Genomic DNA, 14448 nt, shown 5'->3' with positions numbered 1-14448 from the left:
AATAGTTTTTTTATGGTTTTCAGTGTTTTTTCCGAAATTTTTCGTGGATTTATTGATTTATACAATTAAGTGTGATAACGTTGACTACGAATTTTCTTTTTTTAAGAAAAAAATTTTTACAAGGGGGATGCGCTAAGCGCAATAGAACTATGACTAAAGATATTACAGTAAGTCTCGAGGATGCAGATCAGATCCGCAATTTTATCCAGATGAACACATCATCAAACTGTCAGGTAGATGTAAGAAGCGGTCACAGCTACATTGATGGAAAGTCTATTATCGGCCTTCTCTCACTCAATCTACTGAAACCGCTTAATGTTTCTCTTATTGGAGATTCTAAAAAGATCACTGCTCTTATACACCGCTACGAAGAGTGCCATTTATTAGCAGGCTGATCAATTATCAAGTAAGTCTTCTTCACTATAATTGAAGGAGCTTTGAACGTACTTACCGACTATAGAGCTATTGCCCAAACCGGCAGCTTTATAGTCGTTTTTTATTGCTGAAATCATCCAGCCAACAAAATTATCGATATTTTTGGATTTTTTGGATAATTCATAGGCTGCTTTTACCTTATCTATATCGTAATCTGCAGCTTCTGCTATAGCTCTTATCTCAGAAAATTTAATCTTCTGATCGATAATATCCTGAATCTGATCCATTACTTCCATTGAATCAATAACAGTTGTTTTATTTGCTTTTTCTTCGACTATATCAGATTTCTTAACTTTAGGATTAACATCAATAATGAATCTAATATTGACTACTTTTCCACCTCTTCCTGCTTTAACGGGTTCATAATCAAACCAGATACTGGTGGTCTCATTAAGCTCTTTTTGCGCTTTGTCCAGGGCGAATTTCTTAAAATTTCCAAATGTTTTCAATTTTCCGGCGCCGTCAAGCTTATCTGCCTGCTTCTCAATCTTGTCGTAATCAGGATTACCCTTCTTCAAAGCACTGATAATCTCAGGATCTGCCTGTGAATCGATAATTCCAAGTCTGAGCTTAAGATCAGTAAGATGATACTGAACATAATAGGGGCCGGGCCTCTTCGTAATGGCTCTCTGCCTATCCATTTCAGCCTTAAGAATCTCATATAATCTGAATGAATATACACTATTAAGCTGTACAGCCTCTGCAAGGCTCAAAACTGTGTAATTACTCTGAAGATTGGTAAGATATGGGGTTATTTTATTGTTATATCTTACGTTAAGAACACCATTTTTGAAGGAAGCATCCGTAATTACGTTGATTGCTTCGATCTCCTGGGTCTCATCATTGGAATAAATGATTCGCCAATCCAATATAGATGGTTTATTCTTCGCCGGTTCTATGGCGGACTTAATATGTTCATAGAAAGAACCGCCCTTAACTCCGAAGATTTTCTTAAGATCTGTACCATATATATTAGCTTCCAGGGTATTATCATCGGGATTATGCTCCGCTTTCGCTATACTGACAGCAAAAAGCTTCTGAACAAGAAGTGTTGATCTTCCCTTGGAATTAATAAGTGTATTTGCTTTTCTGTACTGTTGTGTGGATAAAAAACTTTGAATAGCAGTTGTTTCTTCTTCCATCTGCTGCTTAGATTTACGCCCCAAAACTATCTCCTTCTCCCTAATAAACAATTATTCATACCTAATTAGTACTAACTTATTATAAGTCCATTCTGACACAAAGTAAACAAAAATCCCTCGTTTTATATATATTATACCTAATTATTTATAATATGTCCCTCTGAACTAATAAGTAATGTAATATTGTGTGTTATATTATTGTAATAACGTAATTTTATGTTGACTATTTAAGTCAAGTGGCAAATTGACCGATGCAGTACTGTCATTATTCTATCCCCAAAAACTACTAAGTAACATTGTAATCGCCCTATTTACTACTAACTAAATCAAAAATATTCCCTTTTTCTACTAAGTAATGGCTTTTTCGTACCTAATTACTACTATCTTTGCCTTTATTGTACGTTTTCCGGTCAATGAGAATATGCGTATTCATGCCTATTAGTTACCTGAAAGGATCTATCTTGCCAATTTACGTTCCCAAAAACTACTAAAATAAAAAAATGGTTCCCTTTTTCTACCTTAAAAAATTCTGGATATTCTATTTCCTCAGTATTTATGCGGCTTCCCTCGTTGAACTACTTTCGCTGAAAAAGTACCCAATTTCTATCATTTAATACCAGATTTCTTACTTACAATCCCAAAAACTACTAAGAAAAACACTAAAAATACCCCTTTTTCTACTTTCTAGCACCATTTCTGAAAAAATAATTATCCTTTTAGGAACCATTTTTCTAATATCTTTCCCCATATCTATGCTGAAATTTAACCCCAAAACTAGATAACTTATACACAATTGCTATATAAAAAGGACCTAAAAACCGCGTATTTATCACGTTTTTAGATCCTCTAATAATAATTAATAATATGTTGTTAATTAATTAATACTGTTTAAACAACAATGTCTGTTAAAAATTTAATTGATCCATAAAGGACTTATATTTAAGGTATAATTCTTTATTTTTCTCGTAATCCTGTTCAATAAGGTTACTAATATATTGCTGATAAGAAATCTTACCTGATTGTGTCATAAAATCAACGTATGATCTAAGCTCTCCCAGTCTGATATGAAGAACACCACTGCTCTTTTCATCAGGTACAAGCGGGATTGCCTTTTTGCTTGTATGTTTAACCGGTGCAGGCTGTTCCTGAACAGGTTCCTCAGCAATAACTACAGGCTCTTCAACAATATTAACGGGTGTATTAATAATCTGTTCCTGAGGTTCCGGTTCTGCTACAACCTGAGGCGCTGTCTGTACTTGCTGAGGTTGCTCTACTACCGGAGCCGGAGCTGGCTGCTCAACTACCTGAGGCTGTGGTGCTACAGGAGCTGCTTCAACAGGCGTTTCAATAACAGGTGTATTTGTAGGAGCCGGCTTAGATGCTGGCTTTGCAGGTGCCTTCTCAACTACTGGCTTGGGTTCATTGACCTCTTCGGTCGACGGTGTTGCACCTACCATATTCTGAAAATTTCTTGCCATTGCATTCTGAAGATTCTTTTTCATTATGCTTCTCCTTTCAGAAATTCATCTACAAATTCATCATAATCCTTAGTTGCACGTGCTGTTGGTGCATAATCAAACAATGACTGATTAAGTGTCTGAGACTCTTCTACTGCTACATTCTGATGAATTTTGGTCTCATATACCTTAATTTCGTACTCTTTGGCCAGCATTTCGATACCTTCGAGCCAAATATTCGCATTGTTGGTATTTCTGGTATTAGTTACAAGAATACCTGCAACATCCAGTTCAGGATTGTTTAATCTCTCAGACATTACTGAAATCCATGAAAACAGCATATTTGCACCGTTTGTAGCAAAAGCTTCAGGTGTCATGGGAACTACTATTTTATCTGTAATAGCAAGGACATTCTGAGTGATTAAAGCCAATGTAGGGCTACAATCGATAATACAGAAGTCATAAGTCTTATTAAGCTTGTTTAATGCCCTTTTAAGCATGAATTCACGTGATGTAACGCCAGAATAGTCAAGATCTGCTGATGTAAACTCAATACCACCTATAATAAGGTCTATATTGTCGCCTACAGGAATGAGTGTTTCGTTGATATCTGCGCCTGCCTCGCCCTTTTCTGTCTTAAATACGTCAGAAAGTGTAGCTGCAGGTATATTATAAAGATCAATTCCGGCTGCCTGGCTAAGATTTTCCTGCGGATCTGAGTCAATCATAAGGACTTTATAGCCTCTTTTAGCCAATCCGGCCGATAACGCATAAGTAGATGTGGTTTTTGCAACTCCACCCTTTTGGTTGCAAAATGCAATTATTTTCATACTTCCTCCCATAAAAACTAAATATTGTTCTGTTACATAGTAACATTGATGAAAAGCTGTGTAAAGATATTTATATCATGATAACAAGAAAACATTGTAAAAAAGTTTCATTATATATAAGTACACAAATATATTTATAAAAATGGATAAGTGTATTTATGTATAAATATATTAGTAAATAAAGATATAAATATAATATGATAATAATCTATCACGATAAAAATATAAACATAGATAATGATATATATTAATAATAGTACAATAATATAATACTACAAAAATATAATGATATAAAGACATCAAATATATAATGATGGCGAAATATCATAATATAAATATACATATATAATAATATAGCGATATAAAATGATGTAATGATACTGAGTATAAATACATCAAAACAACATAACATCATTGTGCTTCGACATCAGTTTTCTAAGGGAAGCGAATGTATAATGACATCATGATGTATAGATGTAACGATTATAGCACAATAAAATAAATGGGCAAAATTGACATGAATGAGCCAGTAAACAAAGCAAAAATACGCCATAATCATGATGTAATGACATCATGATAGATGCAATATAAACGTCAAAATGGATTCAGAAAGTTATATTCGAGCATATATAGTACATATTTGCTGCTCTGCTGTTTTGAGATAAATAAATAGATCAGCGGTCCATCTGGATGCTATAAAGGAGCAAAATTGATCTGTAAACATAGAAATAACTTTACATAATGATGTCATGATGTAATGATGTGTATATAAAATATACTGATAAATTACATCATGACATCAATATGCCATGATGTAATTATGCTATAACAACAGCGAATCATATACATCATGTTATAATGAAGTGGATATATACATATATCAATATATTAATAAATCAGAAATAAATGATGTAGTAATATAAATATAAAATAATATTATTATTTAATAATATAAATATAAAAGTATATAAATATATATATAAAACATAATAGCATGATAAATTAGTATATAAATGAAAATATATAATAATATTATTATATAAAAATATAAATATAGTAATATTTCAAAATAAAAATATATAAGTAAATAAAAATATCAAAATATAATTATAAATGGATATTTTAATATCAAAATATAAATGTATTTATATAGTATTAATTCAAAATACAAATATATTTATATAACAAAATGAATAAATATATTGCGGTTTAAACAACGTGATGATATAATATAAATATATAAATTTATCATTTATATGAGTCAATTATTTGGCTGTAAAAACAGGATAAAATCTGCGGAAAAATCCTGAAAAAAATCACAGGATTTGCCCTGATTTTTAAATAAAATTTCTGGGACCGGGTGAGTTAGATCCAGGGGAGTGAAATTCATAGAGAAAATTTAGAAAAAAATCGTGAATTTTGCCCAGAAATTTATGAAAAAAACAGTATTCAATATTTTCATAATTGCATACAATTAAAACACTTTGTTTTGAATAACGTTAGTTATAATTATATTTAGCTTGAAAATTATATAAGTATCAAAATTATTGTTTTGTGTTTTACTTAACTATGAATAATATTGACTATATCAGACAATGAGTAATAATATCGTATGATATTATTTATACATGGATATAATCTTAAGAAAAGAGTACTATAATAAGGATTAATGCATACATAAATGAACAGTATATTCCATTGACTTTAATAGTCATTGGATTTTTTTATGCAAATATTGTACAAAAGGGGATTAGTGATGCATGAGCTTAGCTACATCCTGGATATCATAAATTCTGTCCAGGAAGTGAAAGAAAAAGAGAATTTATTAGAAATAAAGAAAATCGTAGTCGATGTAGGACAAATGAGCGGCGTGGTGCCGTTTTATTTACATAAATACTATGATGAGGCCATAAAAGGGACCTTTTTGGAGCATACAGAGCTAATTACTAATGAAGTAGAAGTAAAAATATTATGTGAAAGCTGTGGAAAAGAGTATACTCCTGACAAAGAAAATCGATATAGATGTCCTGCCTGTGGTGAACGAAAAGGTAAGTTGATCCAAGGTAAGGGTATTATAATTAAAGAAATAGTAGTAGAAGACGACGATAACATGCATCAATAGAAATAAAAGACATTATTTAATATGAAATAATTGTGGTAAATGACAAAGATAATATAAAGAAACAGCAGGAAAAGGTGATAATAATAATCAGATAGAAAATAAATACATCGATATGACAATAGAGAACGATGAATAGATGTACATATGAAAATATTGATTGGTATATTGTTACATATGTATCATGATTACATGATGTATTGATGTCGTTATATATAGTTACAAAGGCATCATAGTTTAGAAATATTTATGAAATGCAACGAAATTTTATCATTTTTTAATTGTTTGAACGACGATAAGGCGTTTTCTTTTCCGAATTGTATGATAAAATAGAAAATGTATTTAAGAGAATTACCGGAGACGGAAATTACCTAAATCTAATCCGGAATAGAAAATATGGAGGTTCAAAATGGCTAAGAGAATACTTATTACAGATGATGCCGCTTTTATGCGCATGATGCTGAAAGACATTCTGACTAAGGGCGGATACGAGATTGCTGGTGAGGCCGAGAATGGTAAAATAGCAATCGACAAGTATAATGAGCTTAAGCCTGATCTTGTAACTCTTGATATTACCATGCCGGAGCTTGATGGAATCGGTGCTCTTAAAGGAATTAAGGCAGCTGATCCCAATGCTTGCTGCATTATGTGCTCTGCAATGGGTCAGCAGGCAATGGTTATTGAATCAATTCAGGCCGGTGCGAAGGACTTTATTGTTAAGCCGTTCCAGGCAGACCGTGTACTCGAGGCTGTTAAGAAAGCTATAGGCTGAGTACAAAACCAAGTGAAGATTAAGAGCCTAGGATCCTTGTGATTCTAGGCTTTTTGTCATGTTATAAATATTACATAAACACAATATAAACATATAGTTAATTAGCATCTATGCAATATCTTGTGAAAAAATATTTTTGAAACAAAATGGCTTAACAAAGGGCTTTTTGTCAGATGTTAAATATGTTCAAGAAAATAGCACTAATATTTTTTATGTATACACCGATATAATAATTAGCAACGGAAAGCTCCTGTTTCCATGGATGGGAAACGACATGGAAACAGGATTTTTTTGCCCTTTTTTAGGGCCGTTGCAGTGATCAAAGGATGGATCGCAAGCTTGATAACCATAGAGAAGACTGCCAGGCTGCCCCCTGGCAGTCTTCACGTTTATAATTAATTAGATGGCGAAAACCAAGGAATGATACAGAATGTTAAGTGTTGTTTTCATGGAAAAATCGCATAAATAGTGCATTTTTCAGAAACTATGATAGAATATCCTTTAAGAAAAAAGGAGGAGTCAGATAATGGGCAGTATATTAGACAAGTATCAACCCGGAAAAACAGTATTATCCTGTGAAATTTTTCCGCCGAAAAAAGAGGAAGAATTCCTTAATATACAAAGTAAATTAGACAAAATCAGTGAGATCGGACCTGATTTCATAAGTATTACATATGGAGCCGGAGGTTCAAATGCCGGTAAGGCAGTTGAGATTGCCAATTATGCTAAAAATACGGCCAAATTAGAGGTTGTTTCTCATATAACCAGTGTTGGATTCACAAAAGAGAAATTAGACGCCGGATTGGCCAAATTTAAAGAAATCGGTATAGATAATGTGCTTGTACTTCGAGGAGACAGACCTAAGGCCATGACCGATGAAGAGTTCGCTCAGAGGGATTTCCTTCACGCAAGCGACATGGCACAGTACATCAAATTGGCAGGCATGGATTTTACCATGGTTGGTGCATGCTATCCCCACAGACATCCGGAAGCAGCTTCTGATGAGATTGATGTAATGAACACCAAAATAAAGGTTGACTGTGGATGTCAGGTACTTATATCGCAGTTATTCTTCGATAATAGCTACTTTTTAAGGCTTATTGATAAATTACATGACCTTGGTGTAAAAGCGCCTGTATCGGCCGGAATAATGCCAATTACAAGCGCAAAGCAGCTTGGTACCACAGTAACATTATCAGGAACGACTGTTCCTGAGGAATTATCATCTATTATTTCCAAATACGGTGAAAATCCTGCAGAAATGAGAAAATACGGTGTAGACTACGCAATCAGACAGGCACAGGATCTTAAAGAGAGAGGCGTAGACGGTATACATCTGTATATCATGAACAAGCCCGAGCTTGCTGAAGAGATGTTTGCAGCACTCAGATAAAAAGCGAACGCCATTCCCTATAGTTGCTATAGAGAATGGCGTTATTAATTAATAAATCAATACTCTGTCGGGTCGAATTAAATCGTACTTACAGATTTGTAAATTTCTCAGTAGTATCATTAAGCTGCTCAGTAACTTCAGTGTTTTTATTGATAGCTTGTGATATTTTTTTGATACCACCAACAATTTCGTTGGAACTTTCTGCGGACATTGAGATGGCTTTTGAACTCTCACCGATGGAATTAGTAATAGCTTCGATGGATTCTACCATCTCAGTCATAATCTCGTTAAGGTTGTCTGCCTTAGATGAGAAGGATGTCAGCATATCATCCATAATATCAGCTGTATGCTCATATTTTTCTCCTGTATTAACGAATTCATCATAATCATCAAGGACAGTTCCGTTGATGTAATCAAGGGCATCCTGAGCGTTTTTCGCAAGGGCATTAACGGCATCTGTAACTTCATTACTGATATCCTGAATATTTGCAGCTGTCTGTCTGCTGTTATCTGCCAGGGAGCTGATCTCTGTAGCAACAACAGCGAATCCCTTGCCGGCTTCACCGGCTCTTGCAGCCTCGATTGAAGCGTTAAGAGCAAGAAGATTGGTCTGCGATGCGATATCCAGGATAACCTTAGTAAGCTCATTGATCTGACCAACTTTTTCAGAATCCTTAACAGATTTGGTAAGAGTCTCAGAGAGTTGCGACATCTGCTCGCCTGCATCGGATTTTTTGTTGGTTACGCGAAGCTTTAGCTCGTTAGCCTCCTGTTTAATTGTAATGGCGGTTTCAGTACCTTCTGCAGCCTCATCAGTGATTGCCTGTACTGCGTCTTTAACAGAGTCAACCTTTCCGTTGATTGATCTTACTGTATCGGCAAGAGTCTCCATATTTGCGGAAAGCTCTTCAAGAGCGGCGGATGTGCTTGTTACGTTATCATCAGCAACCTGAAGCTGAGAAGCAACTTCTTCTGAAGACGATGTCAGAATCTCGGAACCATTTCGCACATCGCGCATGATTAGCTGCAATGTCTCGATAAAATGATTGATACCGGTTGTTATGAAAAGCAATTCTGACTTGGTCTTAGTCTTGATTCTGGCTGTAAGATCACCATTTCCGGCCTCGATATTTGTAATCATTACGTTAACTTCATCTGCAATATTGCGGATCTTTCTTACAATATTCTTGTAGCTTATTAAGAAGTTGAGGATAAGTAGTACCAAAGTAATGATAATACCGATCATAGCAAGTAAATTACCGCTTTGTAACAGCTGATTCATGGTAGTCTTTGTATTTGATGCGGAATCTTCAATTGCCTGATCCAGAGTCTTGGTGGAGTGGAATATGGCAATTTTCTGAATCTCAGCCTTGTCAAAGAGCACTTTGTACGCTGAATCCTTATCGCCTGCATCGCACTTTGCTATAGCATTGTCGATAAGTGCTATGAGTCTTGAATACTGAACAGTTATTTCATCAATCTGAGCGGTAGCCTCTTCATTATCTTCGTTTGCAAAATCCTGCTTTAATAATTCAATGTCGGCAGTAACAGCCTGCTTTACGGCATCTATCTGAGGCTTTAAAGCTTCTTTTGTTTCATCTGCATCTGCAGAGATATAGCCGGTTGTCTGATCATAGAGTGACATTACGTCTGATTTAAGCTGCGCTTCGTGTTGTGTCAGAGCCATCATCGAGTCAAACATAGAAATACTGCTGGTTGTCGACTTTTTCATGGATGTCATAACAAGTGCTATTACACAGATGAATGATACCAGCATCAGGAGATTCAGAGCGGATAGCTGAAATAAGATAGAATTGAATTTACTGACTTTTACATTTGTATTATTTTCCACAATCCTCACCTCCTCTTATAATTTTGAGTACCATTCGGTAGCTATATCCTTAAGTTCCTGTACAAATCCCGCAGCATCGGTAGTTCCGGATGCGTAATTGAAAAATGCGTAGGAAAAACCGTTCTGCCCAAGGCCCTCAGGCATGTTCATCCAGTGCCAGTTAGAAGTTTTCCCTGCTGAAATATAGCTGGAAATAACCTTTGCGAAAGGATCGGATGCTACATATTTACAATCCTTGAAAGGACTTACAAAACCCGCCTTTTCTACAAGTATCTGCTGAGCGCTGTCTTCTGAGCACCACTGGAGGAAAGCCTTGGAGGTTTCTACATCGCCTTCCTTTATTACAGCCCACCAGGAAGGAGCACTGGTAAGGATTGTGTCCATTCCATCCTGGAAAGCGTAAGGAAGCATTCCTACTTCAAAATTACCTGCTGCAGCGTAGGCATCGGAATCATCGCCGGTCATTGTGGCACCTATCCAGGAACCCTGTGTGACAAAGGCGTATTTTCCTGACGCAAATCCTAGTACCTGATCGTTGTAAGCAGGCTGTGTAAGGACTGCAGAATTAGAATACTGATTGAAAAGACCAATCATTTCTGCATATGCATTTATTCGCTCTTCGTCGAACTGGCCGCCGTTATTTAAAAGATCAATATATGTTGTATCTGTTCTGGCAAGACCTGAATCTATATATGCGCCCATAATGTGGTTTCCTGCGGACCAGCCAACCTCTGTAGGTTCAGCGCAGTAACCGATTACAGCAGTAAGACCAAGCTCACTCTTTTTTGAATCCAAAGTTTCAAAAGCAGCCTTCATACTTTCAGGGCCTGTTATTGTGGCAGGGTCAATACCTGCTTTATTCAGAATGTCAGCGTTATAAGCAAGGCCTATTGCCTCAGTTGTGTAGGGGAAGCCAATAACTCCGTATGTGGAATCGGAATAGGCTGCGTCAGTTCGTGAAGCCCAGTTCTGATCGCTGAGATCAACCAGAAGACCGTCCCAGTTTTCAAATCCTGATGCCTCACAGGCTATAATGTCAGGCATCTGATCTGAGAGGTAGTATCCCTTCAGAGTAGCCTGAGCGTCTACGCCTGACTGAACGCTGATCACATTGACTGTAATCCCGGTTTCTGCCTTATATTGAGCAGCAAGTTCCTCCAGCTGAGAAGAAACTTCGCTTTTGATGTTTAGGAGAGTTATCTCCTGACCTGAATTATCTACTTCTTCTGATACTTCTGACTCTGCTCCTTTTCCGCAGCCAGAAGCCATAAAACATAGTAAAATAGCGGTAATCAGAGCAATTAGTTTATTAAACTTCATTTTCACAAACCTCCGATTCATGAATATACTACGCCTACATAATTATTATAGGTGTCGTATAGTCGTACCACCTAATAAAAAGTTTATTAATAAATAATATAGCGTGAATAAAATGATGACGAGATACAAAAATATAATGATGTCATTACATCAAAACAACACAAAAATAAAAACAAATCGCAACTGAAAAATTTAATCAACACTTGTGTCTAATCCGCATAAATACTATAATTAGACTTGTTTTGCAGAGTGGCAAAATTGAAAGTGTATTAGAAAGTTGAGGACCTGAATATGAAATTATCAGAGATGCCATACAAACGTGTGGATATGGATGAAGTGAAAAGCTTTTTTGATAAACTGATCGCTGACAGCAAGGCGGCAAAAAGCGGAGAAGAGCAGTTTGAGCTTCACAGAAAATACTATGAATTTACCGGAGATGTTTATACTAACATCATCATCGGTGTTTTCAGACATGATATCGATACTACAGAAGAGTTTTATGCAAAAGAAAACGACTATATCGACGAGATTTCTCCTGTAATATCACAGTATGTAAATGAGTATAAAAAAGTGCTTTACGCATCACCTTACAGAGATTATCTGGAGTCAAAGATCGGTAAGGTAGCATTCAAAAACATGGAGTTATCAATGAAATCCATTGATGAGAAGATCCTTCCCCTTATGCAGGAGGAAAATGCACTTATTTCCAGATACGACAAGATCATTGCATCCGCAAAGATTCCTTTTGACGGAGAAGAGTACAATATATCCCTGCTTCGCAAATTCCTGACAAACAGCGACAGAGATACCAGAAAACGTGCATGGAAGGCACTTAGTGAGTACTTCTTATCTGTTACAGACGAGATTGATGATATCTATGATCAGCTTGTAAAAAACAGAACAAAACAGGCGAAAGAGCTGGGTTATGACAATTTCATCGAGCTTGGCTACAACAGAATGACCAGAAACTCCTACAGAAGACCTGAGGTTGAGAATTTCAGAAAGCAGGTTAAGGAATCCTTCGTACCTCTTGTTAAAATGATCCAGGAAAAGAGAAAGGGTCAGATCGGTGTTGATGAGCTTAAATACTACGATAATGACGTATTTTTCAAAAACGGTAATCCGGAACCCACAGGAACACCTGAGGAGATCATGGAAGCCGGACTTAAGATGTATAGGGAGCTTTCACCTGAGACAGCAGAATTCTTCGATTTCATGACTGAAAACGAGCTTTTTGATGTTCTTGGCAGAAAGACCAAGAAGCAGGGCGGTTATATGAATTATCTTCCTAAGTACAAGGCGCCCATTATTTTTGCTAATTTCAACGGAACAAGCGGTGACGTTGATGTTATTACCCATGAGTGCGGACATGCATTCCAGGGCTATGTAACCAGAAATGACGAGATTATCGAACATAATGACCTTACAATGGAGACGGCAGAGATTCACTCCATGTCCATGGAATACTTCACCTATGGCTGGATGGATAAGTTCTTTGGCGACAGATCAGAGGATTATCTCAAGATGCACCTTCAGGATTCAATAACCTTCATTCCTTACGGATGCATGGTTGATGAGTTCCAGCATATTGTTTATGAAAAGCCGGAGATGACTCCCGCTGAGAGAAAGGCTGTATGGAAGGAACTTGAGAAGACCTACAGACCCTGGCTTGACTTCGATGGAGACGAGTTCTTCGATGAAGGCGGTTTCTGGCAGAAGCAGGGCCACATCTTCTGGAATCCTTTCTATTACATCGATTATGTACTTGCAAGCGTAGTGGCAATGCAGTTCAAGGTATGGATGGATAAGGATTACAAAGATGCATGGAACCATTATCTTGAGCTTTGTAAGCTGTCTGTAAGCGACTTCTACGAGACAGAGCTTGAAAAAGTTAACTTAAAGAGCCCCTTCAAGGATGGCACCATAGCTGAACTTGCAGAGATGATGGAGTCAAAACTTGACTAATCTGCACGTTTTTTACGATTTTGACGTCTGACTTTGTTTATATGACGCTCAAAATCACCACTATCCAAAAGATTTGCGATTGCCAGCTGTTCCAACGTAGGAACAGGGCATTCGTAGAAGCCTGTCCTTTCCCCAAACAAACTTAGTAGTTTTTGGGGAAGGACCATATAGGCGCATCGGATATAGCTTCCGATAGTTCTTGTAAAAGTATTTATGTATATCACGCGGCCGTCTTCGTCCAATGAAAATATCGTTTCCTCAGGCTTTCTGCTGGGGGTAAATTCCGATTCAAAGTCATCTTCAATTATTGTCCCGTCACATTTTTTGCTCCATTTGAGGTATTCTCTCTTTTTGGAGGCAGAAGCAGTTACACCGCTGGGAAAGCTTCTGTAAGGAGTAATATGAAGGATTTTCATGTCTCCTGACCATAATTCGTCGCTTTCTATTCCGTCTGAGCCAAGCTTAAGCATTCTGATATTTGCTCCGCCGGCGGTGTAAACCTTGGCAATTTTCTGATAGGAAGGGCTTTCCACCCCATAAACAATGTCTCTGCCAAAGGTCTGAACTATCAGGCTGTAGAGATATTCTGCGCCGGCGCCTATGATGATCTGATCAGGTGAAACCTCTACACGTCGGCTTCTTTCAAGATAATCAGCTATGGCTGTGCGAAGCTGCGGTAGGCCTGTTTTGGGGGATTTTTCCATGATATAAGGACCGTATTCACTCAGAACGCGGCGAACGGTCTTGGCATAAATAGAGTAGGAAAAACTAAGAGGATTATCTTCTGTAGAGCTTACCGGCGGAATATTTTGAGGAAAAAAAGACCTTCCGGAGCCGGGAGAAGCACCCACATAGATGTCCTTATCATCAAAAGTGACAAAATAACCGCTTTTTTCCTGGGGCATGATATAACCCTCTTCAGTAAGAAGTTCATAAGCATGTTCCACAGTGATAACGCTTACTCCGTGGTTTTCAGCCATTACACGTTTAGAGGGCAGTTTTGAGCCTCTTGTGAAGCGTCCCTCAATGATATCATCTTTGACCTGTTCGTAAATAGTTAGATAACGTTTTTCTTTTTTCATAATCTGGTTATATAAAATTTTCCAAAACTGATATTTTTAATGCTACCAGTTTGATGATATATTAGGTTCAATTTATTAGTC

The 14448-nt window shown here is 36.7% G+C and carries 11 protein-coding genes; 5 read left to right on the top strand and 6 right to left on the bottom strand.

Annotated features, from left to right (window positions below):
• The first annotated feature begins 149 nt into the window (after positions 1-149).
• Entirely contained in the window at positions 150-395 is a 246-nt protein-coding gene (locus tag G610_RS19825) for a hypothetical protein (protein WP_035792625.1), read from the top strand.
• On the opposite strand, the gene G610_RS0105295 is transcribed toward G610_RS19825, so the two are convergent.
• The 3 genes from G610_RS0105295 to G610_RS0105285 form a co-directional block, all read right to left on the bottom strand.
• The gene (locus tag G610_RS0105295; protein WP_026523954.1) at positions 396-1601 is read right to left on the bottom strand and encodes a replication initiation protein; all 1206 of its coding nucleotides are present in this window, start codon (positions 1599-1601) and stop codon (positions 396-398) included.
• A gap of 881 nt (positions 1602-2482) precedes the next feature.
• Entirely contained in the window at positions 2483-3079 is a 597-nt protein-coding gene (locus G610_RS0105290) for a hypothetical protein (protein WP_026523953.1), read from the bottom strand.
• Positions 3079-3864, bottom strand: coding sequence for a ParA family protein (locus G610_RS0105285; RefSeq protein WP_026523952.1), 786 nt, complete (start codon positions 3862-3864; stop codon positions 3079-3081). Before G610_RS0105285 ends, G610_RS0105290 begins: the two co-directional genes overlap by 1 nt.
• Before the next feature lie 1756 nt (positions 3865-5620).
• On the opposite strand from G610_RS0105285, the gene G610_RS0105280 reads away from it, so the two are divergent.
• The 3 genes from G610_RS0105280 (at position 5621) to G610_RS0105270 (ending at position 8148) form a co-directional block, all read left to right on the top strand.
• Positions 5621-5986: a hydrogenase maturation nickel metallochaperone HypA/HybF gene (locus G610_RS0105280; RefSeq protein WP_026523951.1), complete on the top strand. Its 366-nt coding sequence runs from the start codon at positions 5621-5623 to the stop codon at positions 5984-5986.
• 406 nt (positions 5987-6392) lie between these two features.
• On the top strand, positions 6393-6755 hold the full coding sequence (locus tag G610_RS0105275) for a response regulator (RefSeq protein WP_026495631.1): 363 nt from the start codon (positions 6393-6395) through the stop codon (positions 6753-6755).
• Positions 6756-7281: 526 nt separating this feature from the next.
• Positions 7282-8148 (top strand): methylenetetrahydrofolate reductase, encoded by an 867-nt coding sequence (locus tag G610_RS0105270; RefSeq protein ID WP_026523950.1) that lies wholly within the window; start codon positions 7282-7284, stop codon positions 8146-8148.
• 88 nt (positions 8149-8236) lie between these two features.
• Here G610_RS0105270 and G610_RS0105265 read toward each other — a convergent pair whose 3' ends face one another.
• Both G610_RS0105265 and G610_RS0105260 read right to left on the bottom strand, forming a co-directional pair.
• Entirely contained in the window at positions 8237-10000 is a 1764-nt protein-coding gene (locus tag G610_RS0105265; RefSeq protein ID WP_026523949.1) for a methyl-accepting chemotaxis protein, read from the bottom strand.
• Positions 10001-10015: 15 nt separating this feature from the next.
• Positions 10016-11320 carry an ABC transporter substrate-binding protein gene (locus G610_RS0105260; protein WP_026523948.1) on the bottom strand — a complete coding sequence of 435 codons (1305 nt, stop codon included), beginning with the start codon at positions 11318-11320 and terminating at the stop codon, positions 10016-10018.
• A 291-nt stretch (positions 11321-11611) separates the two neighbouring features.
• Between G610_RS0105260 and G610_RS0105255 the strand changes: the two genes are divergently transcribed.
• Entirely contained in the window at positions 11612-13285 is a 1674-nt protein-coding gene (locus G610_RS0105255; RefSeq protein ID WP_026523947.1) for a M3 family oligoendopeptidase, read from the top strand.
• On the opposite strand, the gene pdxR is transcribed toward G610_RS0105255, so the two are convergent.
• Positions 13282-14367 (bottom strand): MocR-like pyridoxine biosynthesis transcription factor PdxR, encoded by a 1086-nt coding sequence (gene pdxR / locus G610_RS0105250; RefSeq protein ID WP_026523946.1) that lies wholly within the window; start codon positions 14365-14367, stop codon positions 13282-13284. The two genes, G610_RS0105255 and pdxR, sit on opposite strands and share 4 nt — an antisense overlap.
• Positions 14368-14448: the final 81 nt, after the last annotated feature.

The sequence above is a fragment of the Butyrivibrio sp. MB2005 genome (genome assembly GCF_000424285.1).
Lineage (GTDB): Bacteria > Bacillota > Clostridia > Lachnospirales > Lachnospiraceae > Butyrivibrio.
The sequence above is the reverse complement of the archived record's forward strand: the minus strand, read 5'-3'. Positions and strand labels throughout refer to the sequence as shown.